At 58.5% G+C, this 19,818-nt stretch carries 19 protein-coding genes; 10 read left to right on the top strand and 9 right to left on the bottom strand.

Features of this window, described 5'->3' with window-relative positions:
- Positions 1 to 92: 92 nt before the first annotated feature.
- From ACMT3I_RS08655 to ACMT3I_RS08640, 4 genes are all read right to left on the bottom strand, one after another.
- A complete protein-coding gene (locus ACMT3I_RS08655) occupies positions 93 to 1,496 on the bottom strand; it encodes a lipopolysaccharide biosynthesis protein (protein WP_414804083.1) in 1,404 nt (467 codons plus the stop codon).
- Positions 1,497 to 1,555: 59 nt separating this feature from the next.
- Positions 1,556 to 2,569, bottom strand: a complete 1,014-nt coding sequence (locus ACMT3I_RS08650) for a TDP-N-acetylfucosamine:lipid II N-acetylfucosaminyltransferase (RefSeq protein ID WP_414804082.1) — start codon at positions 2,567 to 2,569, stop codon at positions 1,556 to 1,558.
- A 70-nt stretch (positions 2,570 to 2,639) separates the two neighbouring features.
- Complete coding sequence (gene rffA / locus ACMT3I_RS08645; RefSeq protein ID WP_414804081.1) at positions 2,640 to 3,770, bottom strand: dTDP-4-amino-4,6-dideoxygalactose transaminase; 1,131 nt, start codon at positions 3,768 to 3,770, stop codon at positions 2,640 to 2,642.
- 14 nt (positions 3,771 to 3,784) lie between these two features.
- A complete protein-coding gene (locus tag ACMT3I_RS08640) occupies positions 3,785 to 4,681 on the bottom strand; it encodes a GNAT family N-acetyltransferase (protein ID WP_414804080.1) in 897 nt (298 codons plus the stop codon).
- A gap of 841 nt (positions 4,682 to 5,522) precedes the next feature.
- Here ACMT3I_RS08640 and ACMT3I_RS08635 point away from each other — a divergent pair.
- The 8 genes from ACMT3I_RS08635 (at position 5,523) to ACMT3I_RS08600 (ending at position 11,780) form a co-directional block, all read left to right on the top strand.
- Positions 5,523 to 5,762, top strand: a complete 240-nt coding sequence (locus ACMT3I_RS08635; RefSeq protein WP_414804079.1) for a transposase — start codon at positions 5,523 to 5,525, stop codon at positions 5,760 to 5,762.
- 122 nt (positions 5,763 to 5,884) lie between these two features.
- A complete protein-coding gene (locus tag ACMT3I_RS08630; protein ID WP_414804078.1) occupies positions 5,885 to 6,019 on the top strand; it encodes a transposase in 135 nt (44 codons plus the stop codon).
- Between the two features lie 178 nt (positions 6,020 to 6,197).
- Entirely contained in the window at positions 6,198 to 6,482 is a 285-nt protein-coding gene (locus tag ACMT3I_RS08625; RefSeq protein ID WP_414804077.1) for a hypothetical protein, read from the top strand.
- Between the two features lie 483 nt (positions 6,483 to 6,965).
- The gene (locus ACMT3I_RS08620; RefSeq protein WP_414804076.1) at positions 6,966 to 7,457 is read left to right on the top strand and encodes a sugar transferase; all 492 of its coding nucleotides are present in this window, start codon (positions 6,966 to 6,968) and stop codon (positions 7,455 to 7,457) included.
- Positions 7,458 to 7,608: 151 nt separating this feature from the next.
- Entirely contained in the window at positions 7,609 to 8,706 is a 1,098-nt protein-coding gene (locus ACMT3I_RS08615; RefSeq protein ID WP_414804075.1) for a glycosyltransferase, read from the top strand.
- Positions 8,703 to 9,665 carry a glycosyltransferase family 4 protein gene (locus tag ACMT3I_RS08610; protein ID WP_414804074.1) on the top strand — a complete coding sequence of 321 codons (963 nt, stop codon included), beginning with the start codon at positions 8,703 to 8,705 and terminating at the stop codon, positions 9,663 to 9,665. Before ACMT3I_RS08615 ends, ACMT3I_RS08610 begins: the two co-directional genes overlap by 4 nt.
- Positions 9,666 to 10,243: 578 nt before the next feature.
- Positions 10,244 to 11,242 (top strand): hypothetical protein, encoded by a 999-nt coding sequence (locus ACMT3I_RS08605; RefSeq protein WP_414804073.1) that lies wholly within the window; start codon positions 10,244 to 10,246, stop codon positions 11,240 to 11,242.
- Between the two features lie 226 nt (positions 11,243 to 11,468).
- A complete protein-coding gene (locus ACMT3I_RS08600) occupies positions 11,469 to 11,780 on the top strand; it encodes a transposase (RefSeq protein WP_414804072.1) in 312 nt (103 codons plus the stop codon).
- 73 nt (positions 11,781 to 11,853) lie between these two features.
- Here ACMT3I_RS08600 and ACMT3I_RS08595 read toward each other — a convergent pair whose 3' ends face one another.
- Positions 11,854 to 12,051 carry a hypothetical protein gene (locus ACMT3I_RS08595; RefSeq protein ID WP_414804071.1) on the bottom strand — a complete coding sequence of 66 codons (198 nt, stop codon included), beginning with the start codon at positions 12,049 to 12,051 and terminating at the stop codon, positions 11,854 to 11,856.
- Between the two features lie 289 nt (positions 12,052 to 12,340).
- On the opposite strand from ACMT3I_RS08595, the gene ACMT3I_RS08590 reads away from it, so the two are divergent.
- On the top strand, positions 12,341 to 12,526 hold the full coding sequence (locus tag ACMT3I_RS08590) for a hypothetical protein (protein WP_414804070.1): 186 nt from the start codon (positions 12,341 to 12,343) through the stop codon (positions 12,524 to 12,526).
- Positions 12,527 to 13,077: 551 nt separating this feature from the next.
- Here the strand turns inward: ACMT3I_RS08590 and ACMT3I_RS08585 are convergent.
- On the bottom strand, positions 13,078 to 14,235 hold the full coding sequence (locus tag ACMT3I_RS08585) for a glycosyltransferase (RefSeq protein ID WP_414804069.1): 1,158 nt from the start codon (positions 14,233 to 14,235) through the stop codon (positions 13,078 to 13,080).
- A 302-nt stretch (positions 14,236 to 14,537) separates the two neighbouring features.
- Between ACMT3I_RS08585 and ACMT3I_RS08580 the strand changes: the two genes are divergently transcribed.
- Positions 14,538 to 15,059, top strand: coding sequence for a VanZ family protein (locus ACMT3I_RS08580; protein WP_414804068.1), 522 nt, complete (start codon positions 14,538 to 14,540; stop codon positions 15,057 to 15,059).
- A gap of 9 nt (positions 15,060 to 15,068) precedes the next feature.
- Here the strand turns inward: ACMT3I_RS08580 and ACMT3I_RS08575 are convergent, their stop codons facing one another.
- The 3 genes from ACMT3I_RS08575 to ACMT3I_RS08565 all read right to left on the bottom strand — a co-directional run bounded on the left by ACMT3I_RS08575 (position 15,069) and on the right by ACMT3I_RS08565 (position 19,791).
- Positions 15,069 to 16,961 (bottom strand): DUF4012 domain-containing protein, encoded by a 1,893-nt coding sequence (locus ACMT3I_RS08575; protein WP_414804067.1) that lies wholly within the window; start codon positions 16,959 to 16,961, stop codon positions 15,069 to 15,071.
- 76 nt (positions 16,962 to 17,037) lie between these two features.
- Complete coding sequence (locus tag ACMT3I_RS08570) at positions 17,038 to 18,357, bottom strand: O-antigen ligase family protein (RefSeq protein WP_414804066.1); 1,320 nt, start codon at positions 18,355 to 18,357, stop codon at positions 17,038 to 17,040.
- An 18-nt stretch (positions 18,358 to 18,375) separates the two neighbouring features.
- A complete protein-coding gene (locus ACMT3I_RS08565; protein WP_414804065.1) occupies positions 18,376 to 19,791 on the bottom strand; it encodes an O-antigen ligase family protein in 1,416 nt (471 codons plus the stop codon).
- Positions 19,792 to 19,818: the final 27 nt, after the last annotated feature.

Genomic DNA, 19,818 nt, shown 5'->3' with positions numbered 1-19,818 from the left:
CCCAACCGCACAGCCATGGCGTTTGGATGGCCGTGTTCACTCCGCTGGCTATTCAATGTGTCCATTGGCTCGCTCATGGGCGCGCGCAGTCTTCACCTTCTTCGGACTAGCGCAAGAAGCGCTCGAACATCAGCCCGCATAACGGTCAAGAAAAACACCCCGTACAGTGCCCACACGACAACAATCCAGTACCCGAGTTGCGAACCTACCAATACCGTCAGTACCGACATCGCGACACCCGATAGCACCACCAAATAGATCCGCAGCCGTGGGACTGGCCGCCAGACCCGGGCGGATGCTTCCGTCCGTCCAATGAAGAAAACTGCGAACGAAAGGGCGTTTGCTATCACGGCCCCCGCTGCTCCCAGCGCCGGGATCAAGAGAACATTGAGCGCAATGTTCGTTGCCAGCGCCAACAGCGTCGTCCACAGCGAAAATGCCGTGCGGCGCGTGACAGCGATACCGATGCCTGTGATCTCAGAAAGCGTGTATAGCAAAGGCTGGATCACTGTGCAGAGGAAGAGATACTGCACAGTTGAGTATTCGGATGGAAGCACGAACTCGAGAGACCAGGACATCATCCCGCCGCAGCTGAGCACAGCGACAACAACCACTAGCGCCTGCCTAGAAACCCTTTCGATGTTCGAAATGTCGGTTCCCGTGGCAACCCATTTGTAGACCAACGGGGCCCAAATTACAGTAAAAATGGTTTGAAAGATCGCCGCAATGCCCGCAACACTCATTGACACGGAGTAAATACCGACCTGTGTGAGATCTGAAAGCCCACGCAGCATAAATGCGCTTGTCGCGGTGAGCCCCCAGTAGGCCAGGCTCGCCAGCATGAGGGGCAGGCCGAAGCGCAACAACTTGGAGAGGTCGAAATGGCGGCCCCGCGCACGCACCGCAGCGTTCCATGTTGCTCGGGTCGACCAGACGAGTGCGAGCATGACTGAGGCTGAAGCGATCAGGAGCGAAAGAGCCAAGCCGAGAAAGCTGGGTTCGACGCTGAGGACGGATACTGCGGCGACGAGAACGACGAAAATCAGCTTAGGCAACAGCTGGCTCAACGAAAAGGTGAATGCTCTCTCCTCCATTCTCAGAATCAACGAGAGTTGACGCGAAACGAAGGCGCACAGCGCGCAGCCGAGTGTCACCCAAACGAATGTTGGTTCGCTGCTTTCGAAGAGCCAGACGGATATCGTGCTGGAAAAAGGCAAGGCCGCCAATACGACCACGGTTAGCAGAGCCGCTGCAGGAAGGAACGTAGCCCTTAACAAGCTGCCAGCGTCGGTAGTCTCGTGGAACTCACGGACGTAGGCCTGATCAAGTCCAAGGAAAACCACAATGACAGCGAACGCTATGACTGTTTGCAGGACGTATAGGCGTCCAACGTCGGCGGGGCTGAAAAACCAGGCAACCAAAGGCACAGTTCCCAACGCTAGGAGACCTGTTCCAACCGGACCGAGCGCATAGCTGAGTAGTTGTTTCTTGTTCATTTGGTGCGGCCCCTCTTCCAGCGGCCCATCACCGCGTCAATGCGCAGCAACTAGGCTCGTCAGTCATCAAGAAGCCTTTTCCACTGCTCCGATAAGACGCGAAGACTAAACCGCGTGGCGATGGTCGATTTGTTTGCTTCAGCCAGATTCTCCGACATAAGATTGAGATCGATACCGTTATCAAGAGCAGAAACAGTTACACCAAACTCCTTGAATAGGTCCCACTGAGGAGTCTGGCTTCGAATGAAGACACGTTTTCCCATGCCGAGCAGGGAAATCGTATTGCCCATTGCTTGCTGTCTCTTGTGGTTGAAGATTGCGATGTCAATGGACTGAAGGAATGCCAAGTACTCGCCGAACGGCATCATGCCCAGGATGGGCATAAATCTATCGCCGAAGAGCTCCTGCCCAACGCGCATGACGCGCTCTCGATTTGCTGCATCGCCGTACGCCAGTGGTACGTGCACAGTGAAGTCCCCGCCAATGCGGGACAACTCCGCAAACGTCTCAAGGTGGTTGTTCTCAGGGTCGGCAGAGTTGCCAACGAGTACTCGAATGATGGAGTGGGGAGCCTCTTGGCTCTCTGCCGGAAGCTGCACTGTGTTTCCCGGGTACAGGAGACATTCATGCCATTGGCCACGTGCGCCATACCATTGACGGGCCCGTGCGACATCGCCGGGGACATACGTCACTAGGTGCCCGATTCGTTTGATCACAAACCGCCGGACTGGTTCGACGGCGCGATTATTTCGCGAAGCGCGTCGATGGCGATACGCGTATAGGTCCCCACCCCAAATCAGCCAGTAGCACTTGCTAAGGACCCAAGGGGTCAGCGCCGTACTAAAGAGGATGCTCTTAGACAGGCCGTGTACGAAGATCCTTTGGGCGCGCGTAGCCAAGTAGATATGGGCCAAGATCCAGGTGATTCTATTTCGCGGCGCGACGACGGTGTATCCACTATCACGTGGCCAGTCCGCACTCTTTCCGGGCCCGAGAAGTATGTACCCGCCTCTGCCCGCGCCGGAAGTCTTCAAGAAATCAAAAAAGTGTTCTGTAATGTGTGAGCGTGCCACGAGGTGGAGGGCAGTCAACGTTGATTCTTTCTCGAGTGCAGACGCAGCTTCGGACAATGGCGTGGCGGGCTCAGCCGCGGAAGGTCATGACAGCATCCGCTACCTGTGCACGTTCGTCGTCAGTCATCCCATACCACAGGGGCAGCCGTACGAGCCGCTCACTCTCGGCCGTGGTGTGAGTGTCTGGGCCGTGGAACCTTCCATACTTCAGTCCAGCTGGCGCGCTGTGGAGTGGCACGTAGTGAAAGACACCTAAGACATCACGCTCTGCGAGGTGTTGAATGAACTTCCCGCGCAGTTCCAGATTCTGAACTTTGACGTAGAACATGTGGGCGTTATGAAGACCGTCCTCGTGTTTCGGGGGCAGCGTGAGACCGATCTCCTCTGCGCATTCGCTCAACGTCTCATAAAAGTAGTTCCAGGTCTTGAGGCGATCCTTGGAAATCAACTCGTATCCCTCGATCTGCCCCCACAAGTAGGCGGCTTGAACCTCGGAAGGAAGGTAGCTGCTTCCAATATCAACCCAGGTGTACTTGTCAATCTGTCCCTTGAAGAAGGCGCGACGATTGGTACCCTTTTCGCGAATGATCTCTGCGCGGTCTTTGAACTTCTGATCATTCACCAAGAGCAGACCGCCCTCACCACCGCTGGTGTAGTTCTTCGTCTCGTGGAAGCTGAACGTGCCAAGATGACCAATGGTGCCGAGATGCTTGCCGTTCTGCATTGAACCCATGGCTTGCGCAGCGTCTTCTACAACAAAGAGGCCATGCCTGGACGCGATGTCCATCACGACGTTCATGTCACAAGCGACGCCCGCATAGTGAACCACCACGATCGCCTTCGTCTTTGGCGTAATTGCATCTTCGATGAGCTGCGGATCAATGTTCATCGTCTGCGGGTCGATGTCGACGAAGACCGCCGTGGCCCCGCGCAGTACAAATGCGTTCGCCGTGCTGACGAACGTGTAGCTAGGCAATATAACTTCGTCACCGGGCTCGATGCCGAGGAGAATAGCTGCCATTTCCAGGGACTGCGTACAGGAAGGCGTAAGCATGGCCCGGGAGACAGACATCTCTTGCTCGAACCAGGCTTCACACTTTCGTGCGAAGTCACCATCTCCGCTCATCTTGGCGCTGTTGAGAGCTGCAAGCACGTACTTGTCTTCCAGGCCGGTATGAGCTGGCCGGTTGAAGGGAATCATTGCTGAGGCTGTCCTTAGGGGAGTAAAAAATGCTTCTTTGCCTGGAGAACAGCAGCCAGGGTTCCGTCGACCTGACGGAGTTCGCCCACGATCAGACTGTTAGTAGGTTCATCTCTGCGGTCTACCGACCGGATTGACAGAAAATAGGCTCCGCCAACAATTTTCCGCAGCGGGATCCAAGTCACATTGGAAGCGCGCAGGCCGATGTCACGACCAGCGCGCACGACGACGTCCATGACAGCAGCACTATGGTCAGCCTGAACCTCGTGCGAGAGATCGAGCCGATATTCGGCAATCCGCGCCCCAGCACTGAAAAGGGTGTTGATGTGGAAAGTGTCGTAGGCATGACTGAGCTTGAAACCCTCACGACGCCAGGCTCGTTGAACGGAAATATTGTGCACCTGTGTGGAAACTACAATGCGCTGAAAATGGAATTGAGCGGCGTATTCCTGCACAAGCGTAATGAGGTCACCATAGATACCGCGTCCGGCCCACTCTGGATGAACGCCATTCAGAACGATCTCTGCAGTCTCGTCCTCTACTTCAAATGTGAGAAAACCAACGATCTCGTTGGCGGCGCATGCGAGGAGGACCTGTTTCGACTCCTGGCCAACAAAACTTGCTGCCCACTCACCGTAGCCATGCGGGATGCCCGAGGGATCGAATAACCGGTTCGCAGAATAGTGGCTTCTATAGTCGTGGAAGATATACCGCGTGAGAATCGAGAGCTCGTCAATGTCACTCAACGTAGCGTTCCGAAACTCAATATCGGAGTTAGTTCGTTCCCGTGGAACGACGCTCTCAATATCGCAGTCGTAATAGACGAGGGTATCTGCGTGGATCGTGGTGAAACCGAGGTGCGGGATAGCGAGCGACGACGCATTACCGGACGGGACACGGATTATCGCCACGTCACATCCGAGTTCCCCTGCCTGCTGAACAAACTCAGCAGCGTTGAAATCCGGAAGTGTAGCCCTACAGACGTTTAGCCCGAACCTGTCAGAATCAGGTTTTGAATACCCGAGTGCACTCTGTGATCCCACAAATATCACCTCCAGACGCAAAAAACGACAGCAACTGCAACAACTGCAACAGCATAGCTTGGCTTTGAACCCAGAGCGTGGACACTGGTTAAGCGGCGAGTTGGATCGCAAGTCAGCGAGAATATTCGCACGGCGGCGGCTGACGCACCTTGGCCGGTCCGCGGGGTGGAAGAACAAGAAGAAGTCCGCGCCCGCCGAATGCCTTTCTGCACTCGACCATCGATGATCACTCGCGCGTGGTCTACTCGGAGATCCTCACCACATCACGTTCGCGATCGACCTCTATTCACGAGCGACCGTCGACACATTCGTCGAGTGCTGCCTGAAAATAGCGCTCTGGCGCCGCGATCACGCCAGTACGCCAGTGTTGCCGGGTCTGATTCACCATTCCGATTTCTGGTCCCAGGACACCTCAATCCGGTTCGCCGACACTCGCGCTGGGGGAACTGGTGGCATGGATCGGATCGCGCGGCGGCGCCTACGACAATGCGGCCGCCGGGACGGCGATTAGGCTCTACAAGAACGAAGCGATAAAGAAGGGGACCGTACTGGTCCGGTCCGCTGAGGACCCTCGCCGAAGTCGAAGAACTCACTTTGGCCGTGACCCAGTTCTGTGGGCCCGTCCAATGAACGACATTCAGTTTGGGAAAGCAACACAAGGCGTACACGTCTGAGTGCAAAGACAAAGACAAAGCCGTGAAGCTGGTCTGTGATCAATGCCGGCCGACCAGTCGCGACGCTCGCCCGCGATCTCGGCATTGTCGAGCAGACGCTCGGCAATTGGGTCACGGCTTACCGGGACCGGCACGACGCCGGCACAGGTGCCTTGGGCGAGTCGGTGCGGGCTGAGCTTGCCCGGCTCCGGAAAGAGAACGCGGAGCTGAAACTGGATCGGGCGTTCCTGAAGAAGCGTTGCTCTTCGGTACAAATGGGAAGCGTTCGAAACTGATGCTGGCAGCTAAAAGTGCCTTCACGATCGTGCGCATGGCTAGACCCCTCGGAGCCGCCCGCTCTGGGTACTACGCCTAGCTGAGGCGGGGCCCGTCGGGAGAAGATCGAGCAGAAAGAGACGTGGTTCACGAAGAATCCGACGAGGTCTCTGGTGCGCCGAAGATACTTGCCGATCTCCGCGATGATGTTGAGACCATTTTCTCCCGCAAAACGGTTGCGAAGACCGTGCCGAAGCTCGGGTTGCGGGGAATCTGACCGAAGCGGTGGCGGACGACGATCATCGACCATGCCGATGCTTACCAGGTAGACGCCGTGAAACGGCAGTGGGGTACCGGGGCGTTGAACCAGATTTAGGTCGGTGACACCACGCATCTACGAACGAGGGAGGGATGGCTGCAACTAGGCGACCGTGATCGACGCGCACTCGCGTCGGATGATCGGCTGGGCCATCGATGAGCACATACGCAACGATCTGATCGAGGACGCCCTCCAAATGGCGATCAGGCTGCGCGGCGAGCTGCCCGGCAAGTTAGTGTGCCACAGCCACAGCCACAGCCACAGCCACAGCCACAGCCACAGCAACAGCCACAGCCACAGCCACAGCGACAGCGACAGCGACAGCGACAGCGACAGCGACAGCGACAGCGGCAGCCAGTACGCCGCTGAACAGATCGCTGTCTTCATGGCCGCGAATGGCAACACTCGCTCGGCCAGGTAGCCCTGGTCAGCTCCGAGCTGCGATAGTCAGACCAGACCGCGGAGCTTCAGCAAGCCCGCATAACCCCGTGTCTACGAAACCGGGGCGAGGCCGTCGCCAGCGGCAGGTGCTCTGACAACACTTTCCCGTACCGGCTGTTCGCCGATATCAAAGCCGCCGTCGCCCATCTCGGCGCCGACAAACGCTTTATCCAAACCGCACGCTGTCACGGTCGCTCGGCGGTCAATGCGCTCCGCAGGCTACCTTTGGCTCGCACCACTGACGCTCCCCGCGAGTGCATGTCAGGTTTTCCGATGCCGAATGCAATCGGGCGCGGTGCGCCGGGCCGTGGCTATCGGGGCATGTGCCAGAATGAGATTGTTCGTCGTTTTTTTGGGATCGCCTTTGGTGCTATGAGTCAAGAAATTCTGCAGGGAGAATGGCGTGCTTGAGAGCGGTCAGCATGTACCCACCGACAGCACTCGGCAGCGCACGTATACAAGGATGCTCTCTATTAGCGACCTTGTCGTCATAGCAGTCGCCGTGTTTGCCTCAGAAATCTTTTGGATCACCAACCGCGGTTACACGATCTCAATTGCGGAACTTCCGACAAAGGACCTGCGAGGCAACCCGTTTGGAATGCTGGAGTTCCGCACGATGGTGCACGGCGCCGACGACCGACTGGCCAACCTACTTGATGCCCAGGGGTCGTCTGGGAAGCCGCTCTTTATGGTGATGAACGACCCTCGGGTCACACCGGTCGGTCGCTTCATTCGGAAGTACTCCCTCGGAGATATTCCGCAACTTATAAACGTCCTTCGAGCTCCACGTCCGCAGCGGGAAACTGAAGCTGGCCTGTATGACAGTGCTGCGCATCGGTCGCTCTTCATGAAGCCTGGGATGAGTGGCCGACGGCGGGTAAGTGGCCGTTCGAAGCTCTCGTGGAAGATTTCATACGACTCGGCCAGTACTGCGTCGATGGCAGTTACCTCGTGATCTTGTGGCAAACGGTGAAGGCAGTCGTCGCTCCCGGGGGTGACGTGCACTAATTGCTTACGACTCACAACTTGGACCCGGCTTCAGATCTGGACAGCCGCATCGACACCTTCCCGCTCATGCACATTCTCATTCACATAGGAAATCATCGATGACAGGTCAGATCGTCCACGAGTGGTTGGCGAAGACAGGGGGCTCGGAGAACGTCGTAGAGACTATCGCCGGGATCTTTCCAGACGCTCCCATTATGTGTCTCTGGGACGACCTGCCGTCACGGTTCGAAGCCGGCCGGGTCAGTGAGACGTGGCTTTCTCGCACCCCGCTACGACGGAACAAAGCATTTGCGCTTCCGTTCATGCCCGCAGTGTGGCGAAACCTGCCTGAGGCGGATGCCGATTGGGTGCTGTGCAGCAGCCATCTCTTTGCGCATCATGCTCAGTTTTCTGGATCCGCGAAGACCGCGCGGAAGTATGTGTACGTGCACACTCCCGCTCGGTACATCTGGGCTCCAGAGCTGGACGGCAGGGGCAACGGCTGGCTGGCGCGAGCAATATCGATGCCACTCAAAGCTCTTGACCGCAAACGTGCACAAGGCGATTTCAGCATTGCGGCCAACAGCGCATTCATTCAGCAGCGAATTGAAATGGCGTGGGGTAGGGAAAGCCAAATCATCTATCCCCCTGTAGACGTGGCCGCTTTTGTCGAGGACTCCCGTGACACTTTGACGATTGAGGAAGAAGCACTCCTCGCGGGACTGCCTTCGCCGTTCATCCTCGGAGCATCCCGTTTCGTCCATTACAAACGCCTTGACGTGGCGATAGCAGCAGGTGTGGCCGCAGGGGTGGGGGTGGTACTGGCAGGAGAAGGCCCAGACGGCCCGCGCCTCCGTGCGCTTGCGGAGGAGCACCCCGGGGTCGTTACCTTTGTCTCAAGGCCGTCGCACGCGCTTCTCAACCAGCTCTATCGTCGGGCGCTTGCCTATGTGTTCCCCTCCATAGAAGACTTCGGAATCATGCCGGTAGAGGCGATGGCCACGGGCACGCCCGTCATAGCCAATGCTATCGGTGGCGCTTCCGAGAGCGTCGTCCATGGCGTAACGGGAGCGTTGGTCCATTCTTTTGCCCCTTCAGCCCTACGCGAGGCCGTCAACTTGGCCTCGTCGTCGAACACATCGGCCTGCGTTTCTCGTGCTTGGGAATTCGACACAGGTATTTTTGAGACAAAGATACGAAATTGGGTCCAAGGATGATCGTCGTCGACAGCCGCTGGAGCGGCCAGAACGGTATCGGTCGATACGCGACGGAGGTTCTGTCGCGCTTGAGCGTGCCGTGGGCTCCGATCGAGCCGTCCGGAAGTCCCTCGTCACCGAGCGATTTCCTCACCAAGAGCGTCAAAGTGGGCGGGCTGTCCCCGTCAGCTGTCTATTCACCGGGTTACAACGGGTTTCTCCGGAGCGTTCCGCAGACGATAACCCTTCACGATTTGATTCATCTGCAGAGTCCAGGTGTCTTGAAGTACAAGCCTTACTACAATCTATTCTTGAAGCCACTAATAAAGAGAAACCGGCACGTCATTACGGTGTCGGAGACCTCGAAGCGGCACATCGAAGAGTGGATCAACGACCCTGCAGTCGATGTTGTAAATGCAGGAAATGCAAGCTCGCCCGCGTTCACGACTGTCGGCGGCCGGTATTCCGCAGTCCGCCCGTACTTCCTATACGTCGGAAATCTGAGAGCGCATAAGAATGTGGAGACCATCGTCAGAGCATTAAAGCTCGTGGACGGTGTAGACCTTTTTCTTGTGACGTCTGATCGTGACGGCGCTAAAGCATTGGCTGCGCGCCACGACGTCGTTGAGCGGGTTAGAGTCTTTTCAGGTCTAGAAGACGAAGATCTTGCGTGCCTGTATCGGGGCGCACGCGCAACACTGCAACCTTCGCTGCTTGAAGGTTTTGGGCTGCCCGCGTTAGAAGCAGCATTGTGCGGCAGCCCAGTGATTTTCTTTGAGGGGTGCGATAGCGTGCGAGAAATTTGCGCGGGCGGTGGGCACGCGATCCCTCAGGCCGACGATGCAAGGAGCTGGGCGGCTCGTATGAGCGAAATCAAGGATCACGAACGGTTTCCCACCGGGCACATAGAGTCCAAAGATTTCACATGGTCAAAGGTCGCAGATGCTGTGTCTACGACTATCATGCGATTTGGCGACTAGACATGATCGACCAGTGAGCGGTTTAAATGAGGATTGCGGCCGGTCGCAAGTCGAATGTTTTGTCATTCGAAGGTCTGCAGAACGCCCGTCAAGGTTTGCGAGGTTCATACTTCCTCACTAAAGAGCCCCGGTATTGAAGTTGATACGACGCGGAGACGCGGACGGCCTTCTTCCTATTCCTTCCGATCAGCACCAACGACCATTATTTGTATGCCAGCTACTTCCAATAACCGCTTGTTCCAAGGTTCTGGAACGTTGGGAAGGGCGGATAGGATGTCCGGATGCCACCTGAAAACCTCTCGACAGCAGCCCAAAGGTCAAGGAGTCTTATAGAAAGCCTCACGCAGCCTCACGTTTTCCTCGTAGCCACTGTTCTAGCCAGCTTCGGGATGTGGCTCATTCCTGGAAGCTCCGAGGCGCTTAGAGGTTTTTCAGAGCGAAGCGGTTTGACAGCTGGGGGTCTAGCGATCCTGGTGCTATGGTACGGGCTCTGCGTTACGGTAGTCGCCTTGGGCGTCGCAGGGGGAGTCCGGACTCGTCCGTTCGGACCGCTTCTGCGTTTTGAGTCGGAACCTGATTTGGAACGACGATTTTACTGGTTCATTACTGTCATTGCAGCAATCGGTGTGGTGGCTGCACTTGCCGGAATCGCGCAACAGGTTTCTATCGTCGATGCGGTTGCCGGCCGCCAGGTTAATAAGTTAGTGCACGCCCTCCCGGGCCAGACGAGTTGGGCAACCCTGCGCTATGCCACAGCCATCGCCGCTCCTATCGGGATCTACCTGTGGCGGCGGAAGCTCGCGCCGGGGAACCTAGCGCTTTTCAATGTTGCGCTGCTCGTCGTAAATATCGCGCTTGCCTCCCGTATTTCGCTAATTGTGGCGATATTGGTCTACGCAATGCTTCAATATCGGGCATTGGGAAAAGTGCGCATCAAGATTTGGGCTCTGGTTGCCGGAGCTGCGGTGATTTTTATGAGTCTGACAGCTTTCACCTACGTCAGAAGCGCCAACTACTACGAAGAGAACGGGGTTAGTAGTCCAATTGCGATGAATTTCTATCAAATTGCGTCATATCTTGGCGCCCCCGCTCAAGTCTCGGTCGGGGTTTCGAACCTGATCGCCGATGGCAGCTTCAGAGTCACCGGGGACCCGGTGAGCTCGCTGGGCGCAATCACCCCAACTTTCCTCGCAGACAAGGACTTGAATCAGCCAAGTTCGGTTTCAGAGCGCTACAACAATCGAGTCAGTATCGCAGACAATCTCTCGACAAACTCTGCTTTTGCCGATACGTACGCTGCTTTCGGAGGATGGGGATTGTTCTACACCCTTGTACCTTTGGGCATCGGCGCATTCGGTTTTGGGGTTTTTGCTCGATATCGATCGGTTGTAGTTAGCTTTTCTGCAGTCCTGCTCTACGGATTCTTCGAATATTGGCGAATATTCATGTTCAACAAAGGGTTCCTGCTGTTTCTACTGTTTGCAATTGGGGCTGCCGTAGTTTTCTCGTTCGCATTGCCTAGACTTGCAAATCGTTTTCGCAAGCTGCGATATCGCCGAACTGTATTGGAACGGTAGCCACGGCGCGTGTCATGCGTGATATGGGGCGAGCAGCGTTGAATCCGGGAACTTAACCTTTCCGGGTTAATGTCGCGCCGTTGTGTTGGCGGCTTCGACCCCGGGGGCAGTGTCCTTTGGGTCGTGCCCCAGAACCTCAAGACCGGTGTGATCAAGCATCCCGCCGAGGGCGGGGTGAACCGTCCCGGGCTTCATGCCGCATTCTTTCTGGTGAAAGGATCCGACCATGCCCAAGAAGTTCCCTCCCGAGGTCCGCGAACGCGCGATCCGGATGACGCTTGATCAGCTTGATGAATACTACTCGGTTTCTGCCGCGGCGAGGGCAGTCACGCCCAAGCTCAACGTTGGCGTCGAGACGCTGCGCAGGTGGGTTTTACAAGCGCAGATCGATGCCGGTGTGAAGGCCAGCCCGTCGAGCGCCGAGCCGCACGAGATCAGACAGCTCAAGCGAGAGAACCATGATCTCAAAGAGGCCAACGAGATCCTGAAGAAGGCCTCGATTTACTTCGCGAGGGAGCTCGACCCTCACCGCCACTGATCTGCCGCTTCATCGATGAGATGTGGGCGGACGGCCATGGAGTTGAGCAGATCCGCCAGGTCCTGCTGCGCGATCAGGTCCTGGCCGTCTCTTCACCGTCGTATCGGGCCTGGTGCACCCGCCCGGCGTCGGATGCACCATCGATGACGCGGGCATCCCCACCGTCATGCACCGGCTGCGGCACCGCGATGCGCGTGGTCGGCAGGCTCCCGAGGTGCTCTATGGGCGCCGCAAGATGACGGCCTGGCTGCAGGTATGGGTTCCTCGGCATCAGCAAGCACACCGTCGATCGTCTGATGCGTTCCGAGGGAATGAACGGTCTGATCCGAGGCCGCAAGCCCCGAGCCGCCCAGCCGAGAAGGACGCCCGTCGCGCCGCCGATTATCTGAAGCGGGACTTCTCGTGACCGCACCCAAGCACGCGTGGGTGACCGATTTCACGTATGTGCCCACCTGGTCGGGGTTTGATCTACGTGGCGTTCGTAATGACCTGCACTCGCGCAGGCGATCGTGGGCTGGGATCTGTCCACGCTCAAGGACACCGCGTTCGAGGAGCAGTGCTTGAAGATGGCGCTCTGGCGCCGCGACCACGCTGGCCGCCCCGTTTCGCCCGGAATGATCCATCACAGCGATGCCGGGTCCCAGCACACATCCATCCGCTTCACCGAGACCGTCGCCCTCGAAGGTCTCGTCGCGTCGATCGGTTCCGTCGGCGATGCTATGACAACGCCGTCGCTGAGACCGTGATGGGCCTCTACAAGTACGAGGCAGTCGCGAAAGAGTCCCTCTTCCGCGCTGGCGTCTTGAGGATGATCACCGATGTCGAGGAGCTCACCGTCGACTAGGTGCACTAGTACAACAAAGAGCGCCTCCACAGCGCCCTCGGGAACGTCCCGCCCGAGGAATACGAGCAGAACTACTACGCTCGAACCACCGGCCTCTCAACCGAGAACGCCGCTGGCAAAACGGCGGCATGATTCTCGGGACGGTTCAGGGTGGTGCCAATCGCAGATGAATTGTGTCGATCCCTCGGTCACCGAAGACAATTCGATAAGAAGATACCGAAATCGAGGACACCAGTTTCTTCACTCCTATGGCCGCGGGGACCCATCGCCCCACGGACCCCATCGGGTTGCCTACGAGGGCTTCAGAACCTTGCAGCGACGTTGAACGCCACAAGGCAACGATCGGCGCGACAACTGTCTGTAATTGAGAATTCAGTTAAGACACGAGGCCTGCTGAGTGGCAGATTTGGACTACTTCTCGCTCTACGCAGTTTTAGCAGCTGCATTCGTAGATCAACGTGTCAGGTCTTCGGATGCCTTGACTAGCCCAAGCTGGCGGCGACGAACGTCATGTGCGAACGCCATCAACGCGCTGGCCTTCCTAGACCAATCCTGCCCGGCGGCATCGGCAGCCCCCAAGATATTCTCCTGTTGCTGAGCTAACGCCCGCTTTGTCATGTCAATCAGCTCTGCGGGCGTCGAATAGAGTTCGACTCCCGCGGCCATGCGAGATCTGAGGGTCTCAGTAGAACTTGCTACAACGTGCAGCCCCGCAGCGAGGTACTCGTAATATTTCATAGGACTCCGGCCTGCATTTTCTATGGCACCTGAGAGCGGCAGAATTCCCACTGAAGCTTGAGCCAGTCGCGTAGGCAGTTCCTCGTATTGCAAACTTCCGACACAGCTGACATTTTCTGGGAGGGGGGGAAAATCAGCTCGCGTTGGTCCAGCGATGGTGATTGTCACATCCGGGAACTCATTCGCCAGCAAGATAACGGCATCCCAATCAAAGCGGTGATCCAGAGACCCCGCATAGATGATTCCGCTTCTCTGATGGTGTGATCGAGTGGAGAAATGTTCAAAATCGACTCCATTCTCCAAAACGAGGGTGCGAGTGCCGCGGGGAACTTCCAGGCTTTCAAGGACCGCGGCCGATGTTGCAATGACACCGTGTGCGCGTCGGAGTACTTCAATCTGGCGCTTGGCTAGGACCCCACTTGTGTAGATGTCGGTAGGACGATAGATCACAGTTGAATTTGTTCGCAGTGGGAGAAGACCGCTAAGGAGCGGTTGATCTATAAAGACGTAGTCGGGCTGGTCGAATCCTATGCCTCGGAGTATGCGCCTCATGGTTTGCGGTGCCGGATGAAGTTGCGAAGGAAAAGCCACGCGAGGGACGAGTTGGAGTACCCCGAATTCGTCTCTATGGGCACCGGCGCGGGCGATTGCAAGCCGAGCCGGGTCAAGTGGTTTCCGCACGAGGTGCAGTGGAGACACCGGGGTGGAGACGTGAGCAACCCTGTATCCGTTGGTCGAAAGTTGCTTCGCCAGATGGTGACTGCCGACCTTGAACACCCCGCCATCAAATGTATGACTCGCGAATAAGACCTGAGGCTGATTCGAGGAGTCGAATTGGTAGCTGGCGCGGTCGCTATTCAGAGTTTCCATCATTTCCTTTGAATCTGCCCGATGGCCATGCCTTGGTGCCCCGCGATCAACGGTGTAGCTGAGCTGCAATTAATTCACGACATGTAATTCGCTGTGAGCCAACTGTGCAGCAGCTTGACACAAAATTGGCATTTGCATCGCAATTATCAGGAGCCAAACATGAGGTACGGAAACCAATACGATGAACAGCTTGCGTCACAATCTACCATCGTGCAGAACATCTCCGTGCCCGAGCGCTGTAAGCACCAGCCAGTTCCTGTCGCGGTACGGGTAGAGCTTCTAGGGAGGCGAATACGATGGTCATCATGCGTGAACTTGAATCGTGGCACGGAAGCTCGCCCAAAAGTCGCACCCGGGAATGGCTGGCATTCCTGGCGCTGCTGGCCTATGCAGCAATCGTGTTGGCAGCGACGTTGTCACCGACACCCCTTGACCAGGGCTATCAGGGCGCGATCGACAAGGTGCTCGACGTACTGCACCGCAACGGTGTACCGGAATGGTTCGGGTACAACAAGCTTGAGTTCTCGGCCAACATCGTGATGTTCGTCCCACTCGGCTTCTTGATCACCCTGCTGTTGCCTACCAAGGTGTGGTGGCTGGCTCTCATCATCTGTCCAGCGCTCTCAGGTGCCATTGAACTCACCCAGGGTGCCCTGCTCTCTGAGCGGTTCGCCAGCTGGGGTGACGTCCTGTCGAACTCGATAGGGGCGGTCATCGGCATCTTGATCGCGGTCATCCTGCGCGCGCTCGTGTATCACCGCGATGAGAAGCTCATCGAGCGGGCGCTGTGGGAACACCGAACCCAGCAGCGGCAATTCGCCGAGTAGTCGAGAGCCCTAAGGGGCGGTGCAGCCCTCGGCTTGAATAGTGACTGCAGTCGGGTTCAACATCGGTGTCGTCCAGACTTCGGGGGACGCATAGCTGCCCTCGGTGCCGGTGAACGTGGCGCTGACCGTTTTGGTCTCTCCCGGCGCTAACATCACCCAGAAAGTGGCGACTGGGCGGCCGAGATCCGTGCCGGCATCACCGACGATCGTCTCATCGTCCCCGCCGACCGCTACTGAACTCGCCGACAGTGAGGTGCCGGGCGGGCCGTACACGAATACCTGGGTCTTGAACTTCTCGCCCTTCCACACTCCGCTAGCCACGTACGCGGGCAGCTCATCGGCTTGTTCCTCGGTGATATTCGAGTGCAGGTCCACCGAAGTGGTGAACGTGGGAGTGGCCGACGTGCAGGCATCCGTTGTGAGTGTCGCGGCGGTCTTCAGGTAGAAATCCATCTTCGAGACGGACATGTCTCTGAAGAAGACGCCAGTCGTGGTGCTGGTGTCGTTAGTAGTGGGCAGGATGCCTGACATCGGCGACTCAGCAAGAACCGCCTGTTCGGCTGGATGTGAGCTCCAGGCCATGATGCGGTGTTCAGTCACGCCTTGCATGATCGATTCGATGAGGACCTTGGGGTCTGAGCCTGAACTCATCAGCGCGCCGAACATGGTCTTCGCGGCTTCCTCGAAGAACGCATCGGTTTTATCGGGACCATCGTCACCCTGATACCGGAAATAAATTTCGTTGAGAAGAAGCGCAACGGCGTTGTCTGCGCTGAGTTGGTCACCGGTACTCATTGCAACGGGGCCAGTTGCTCCCAGAATGTGCGAGAGGGCGACGGGGTCGATGGAGATGACGCCATCCGGGGTGCCCCCGATGTCCTGCTCCCAGAATGCAGTAGCGATTTGCGCGGCAGTGGGGAAGTCGGGGCGGCTCGTCGCCAGATTGAGCGCGAGGTACATGTTGGGGTTGAAGACTGCTGCGACACCGGGATCAATCGGAATAACCGGGTTGTCGGGTGTGTCGAACCGCCATTTGAAGTCCTGGCTGGAGGCCTGGCGGCTGATACTGATGCCACCATTGTCGACGGTCACCTCGGATAGGGCCGCTGCGGTGCCGCCCAGGGCCGTGGTCTCGGCCAGGTTCTCGAAGATGAGGAGGTACTTTCGGGGTCCGTTCGCGCCCAGCATGTCGGGAGCGATCGCCATGATTGTTTCGACCTGGCTGATGAGCGGATCCGCTGTGGCGAGCATCCCCGTTGCCTTTTCGCCGGCAGTTTTCACCTGGCTGATGGTTCCGCTGAAGTTGATGGCTGCTGCCTTTTCAGTGGCAGCGTGGAAGGCGGTCGCGGCTGGCCCCATGGCGTCGCTCAGCTGAACGATGGGCTCGATGTTCACCTTGCCGTCGACGGGCTTCAGGATGTCGAGGCTCAGTGTCGATGCGATGCTCGCCAGTGGCGCAACAGTGTCTTGTGCGATCGAGTCGACCGCCTCGGTAAGTTCACGTACTGCCGTGAGGTTTGTGCCCACGACAGGGATGAGCTCGGCCGCTCGCCAGGTGGGGTCCTTCGTTTGCTCCAAAGCAGTGTTCGTGAGACCGGAGAGGGTTTCGGCAGTGTCACCAATGCCGGCGAAGTCCATTGACGTGGCCTGGTCTTTGACCGTACCGATGAGGCCCTGTGCTTCTTCAAGCGACGACTTGGCGATCAGCACACGTGAGCCGAGCCAGCCTCCCGCGACGAGCACGCCAACGATAATGAGGCCGCTGGAGGCGAGAATGATGATCTTCTTACGCGATCCGCGCTGCTTGCGGGCATGGCGCCCGATGCCGGCTGCGGAGGTTGACGAGGGCGCGTCGTTGGTCTTGCGCGCGCGTGGTGCGCGGCCGGTATTTGAATCGGTCACTCTATGCACGGTACTGCATAGAGCAAAGAAGCTCCCTGAATGAAGGCTGTGCGTGAAGATGCCTGCCTGCGGTTGCTCAGCGGGACGGATCGACATCCGGTCGCGACGCGGGATGCGGCTTCTTGGCCAGAGCGTTTCGCCAGCTCATGCCCTGCGCAGCTTTGACGGCACAGATGATGAAGAGCACCCAGCCGAACTCCACCAGGATCGTGCTCTCTGCCGCGCTCGTCGCGAGGAGGATCACAAGGATAAGCGCCGGCCAGACATAGACGAGCGGGCGTTTGTCGGAGGCCAGCAGCCATGACCGCACGAAGGCCAGCGTCACGAGCGCGAGGAAGATGATCAGGCCCACGAGGCCCAGCTGGAGGTAGACGTCAAAGAAGGCGTTGAGGCCAGAGGAGTGCGCCTGCTTGGTGGTGTAGTCGAGCCAGCCATAGGGACTAGCGGCTTTCGGCCAGAAGCCCGCCCAGCCCCAGCCCTCGAGCGGATGCAGCTTGATGAGCTGCCACATCTCGCGCCAGAGTTCATAGCGCACGTCGAACTCGCTGCCTGCGTGCAGGGCAGCGAGGATGCGCGTGCGGCTGACCCAGGCCACGACGGCGGACACGAGAGCGGCGCTCGCCAGCCCGATTTGCAGCATCCACCGCTTCTCGGCCGGTGTACGTCTGAGCCAGAAGAGGGCGAGGGCTGCAACGCCGACGGCAGCGGCGACGACGCTGATAACGGGGGAGCGTGAGAGCAGCAGGCAGATGGCTGCTAGCACGGTCGAAGCGATCGCCACACTGCGGCGCACCGACTTCGCACGCCACTCGATCGCGAACGTGACAACAGCGATCAGCGCCACCAGAGCGAGAGTGTTACGCGAACCGAAAATTCCTTCGATGGGTCCGAGGAAGGCGATGTTGCCGCGGATGTCGAGGAACGCGATCGGAATATCGAGCAGCAAACCAGAGAGGATTTCAAGCGCCAGCGACAGTCCGAGCAGCACGCGCAGCACGTCTCCGACGGCACGTGTGACCTGGAACGTGTCGCGCACGAGGGCTATATAGATGCCGAGGAATGCGAATGCCAGCTGGTAGCCGAGCCCGATCGCCGTTGAGCTCGGATAGTTGCTCCAGGCAAGTGACAGCACAGACCAACCCAGAAAGAGCAGGATCGAAATCGGTAACAACCCGTGCCACTCGATGCTCTCGCGCCGGGCGATCATCGAGAGGATGGCCAGCACTACGGCGGTGACCAGTGCCCCGATGAGACCGGCCCAGCCCATCGTGCTGCGAATCAAATGGGTGGAGAAGGCCAGAACGAGAATTACCTGAGTGAGGGACGACGCGAACCGCGGCGACTCGAACATGTGCTGCAGTGGTTCCAGTGCAGCGAGGCTCCGGCGCGTAGTCATAGGGGTTCTACGCTACCCCTACGGCATCACAGCGGCGGAACGCTGCTGTCGCTTGGTGACGATTGCCAGCACGACGAGCAACACCCAGCCGGACTCGATCAGTAGTCGGCTCTCTGCCAGGCTCTGGGCGACGAGGGCGGCCATCAGTAGCAAGGGAAGCAGAGCGGATGCCGGGAACGGCCCCGGTACGTAGGTGGCCGCCTGGTCGCTCACCGGTTCGCTGGCGGCTGCGGTGCTGTGCGTCTGCGAAACAGAGGCTGCAAAGACTGCCGCGCGTGCGGCATCCGCTTGTATGGCCGATGCCGCCGGCACCAGCGGGGCGTCGACGGCAAGGAACCAGGATCGCCAGAGCGTCGAAATGACGAGCGCGGCGAACAGGATGAGCCCAATGATGCCGACCTGCAGCCAGACATCGAGCCACGCGTTGTGGGCCTGCAGGTACGTCACGCCCTTGCGCACGGCGAGGCCCTTGAACGGTTCGACCCAGGGAGCCCAATAGCTCACCCAGCCCCAGCCGAATATCGGTCGTTCATTGGCCAGGCCGATGACGCTGTTCCAGATGTCGAAGCGTCCGGTGAGGTCGTCGCTCTTGCCGAACAGCTTCAGAAGCAGCGGGCTGAGAGTGACGGATGCCACCAAGCCGACCACTGCGAGGGCGGCGGCGGTGAGGTACACCGGTCGTCGGCGGTCCGGGCCGACCCTGCGGGTCCAGAGGACAAACACCAGCACGACGACCACGGCAATACCGGCGATGGTGACCGTGGCCGAGCGGGTGAGTACGAGCATCACAACGGCCAGCGCCAGCCACGCGATTCCCCAATTGCGCTTGACCGTGCGTGCGCGCAGCTGCACCGCGAACACGATGACGGCCAGGAGGGCTGCGAAGCCGAGCAGGTTGCGATTGGCGACGATTCCCTCGATGGGGCCACCGGACAACAACAGGCCACGCGACCAGTAGAAGGCGGCCGGGATCTTCTCAGTGCCGTAGTCGACCCAGAACGGCAGTACAGCATGCCGCACGAAGACGGCAACGATCAGCTCGAACAGCAGCGACAGCCCGAGGAGCCAGCGGAGGGCCGCGCCGAGCGTGCGCAGCAATTCGGCCCAGGTGAGGATGAGCGCTAGGAAGAGTGCGGAGACGGTGGTGATCAGCTGCAGGGCGATGCCGATGGCGCTCACGGCCGGATAGTACGACCAGGCGATTGAGAGGACGACGATCCCCAGGAATCCGACGAGCGACTTGGGAAAGCTGCGCCACATCCAATCGGGCTTCAGCGAGACGAGCGCGATGATGCAGCCGACGAGGAGGATGGCCACCACGGCGCCGTAGCCCCACCAGCCGAGTAGATTGCGCCAGAACTGGCCGGCCAGCAGGCTGAAGAAAACCAGCGTTGCGAGAACGCGAACGGCGTAGCGACTGCGGACGGCTGGCATGGTCTCTAGGGTAGTGCGGGCGACGGC

The organism is Leifsonia sp. A12D58, assembly GCF_047530025.1.
Lineage (GTDB): Bacteria > Actinomycetota > Actinomycetes > Actinomycetales > Microbacteriaceae > Cryobacterium.
The sequence above is the reverse complement of the archived record's forward strand: the minus strand, read 5'-3'. Positions and strand labels throughout refer to the sequence as shown.

What these genes read in the sequence shown, in the direction of transcription:
- ACMT3I_RS08655 (WP_414804083.1), bottom strand. Translation starts at nt 1,496, where the DNA reads ATGAACAAGAAACAACTACTCAGCTATGCGCTCGGTCCGGTTGGAACA.
- rffA (WP_414804081.1), bottom strand. Translation starts at nt 3,770, where the DNA reads ATGATTCCCTTCAACCGGCCAGCTCATACCGGCCTGGAAGACAAGTAC.
- ACMT3I_RS08625 (WP_414804077.1), top strand. Translation starts at nt 6,198, where the DNA reads ATGATCGGCTGGGCCATCGATGAGCACATACGCAACGATCTGATCGAG.
- ACMT3I_RS08620 (WP_414804076.1), top strand. Translation starts at nt 6,966, where the DNA reads ATGCTCTCTATTAGCGACCTTGTCGTCATAGCAGTCGCCGTGTTTGCC.
- ACMT3I_RS08615 (WP_414804075.1), top strand. Translation starts at nt 7,609, where the DNA reads ATGACAGGTCAGATCGTCCACGAGTGGTTGGCGAAGACAGGGGGCTCG.
- ACMT3I_RS08610 (WP_414804074.1), top strand. Translation starts at nt 8,703, where the DNA reads ATGATCGTCGTCGACAGCCGCTGGAGCGGCCAGAACGGTATCGGTCGA.
- ACMT3I_RS08600 (WP_414804072.1), top strand. Translation starts at nt 11,469, where the DNA reads ATGCCCAAGAAGTTCCCTCCCGAGGTCCGCGAACGCGCGATCCGGATG.
- ACMT3I_RS08595 (WP_414804071.1), bottom strand. Translation starts at nt 12,051, where the DNA reads ATGCCGAGGAACCCATACCTGCAGCCAGGCCGTCATCTTGCGGCGCCC.
- ACMT3I_RS08585 (WP_414804069.1), bottom strand. Translation starts at nt 14,235, where the DNA reads ATGATGGAAACTCTGAATAGCGACCGCGCCAGCTACCAATTCGACTCC.
- ACMT3I_RS08580 (WP_414804068.1), top strand. Translation starts at nt 14,538, where the DNA reads ATGCGTGAACTTGAATCGTGGCACGGAAGCTCGCCCAAAAGTCGCACC.
- ACMT3I_RS08570 (WP_414804066.1), bottom strand. Translation starts at nt 18,357, where the DNA reads ATGACTACGCGCCGGAGCCTCGCTGCACTGGAACCACTGCAGCACATG.
- ACMT3I_RS08565 (WP_414804065.1), bottom strand. Translation starts at nt 19,791, where the DNA reads ATGCCAGCCGTCCGCAGTCGCTACGCCGTTCGCGTTCTCGCAACGCTG.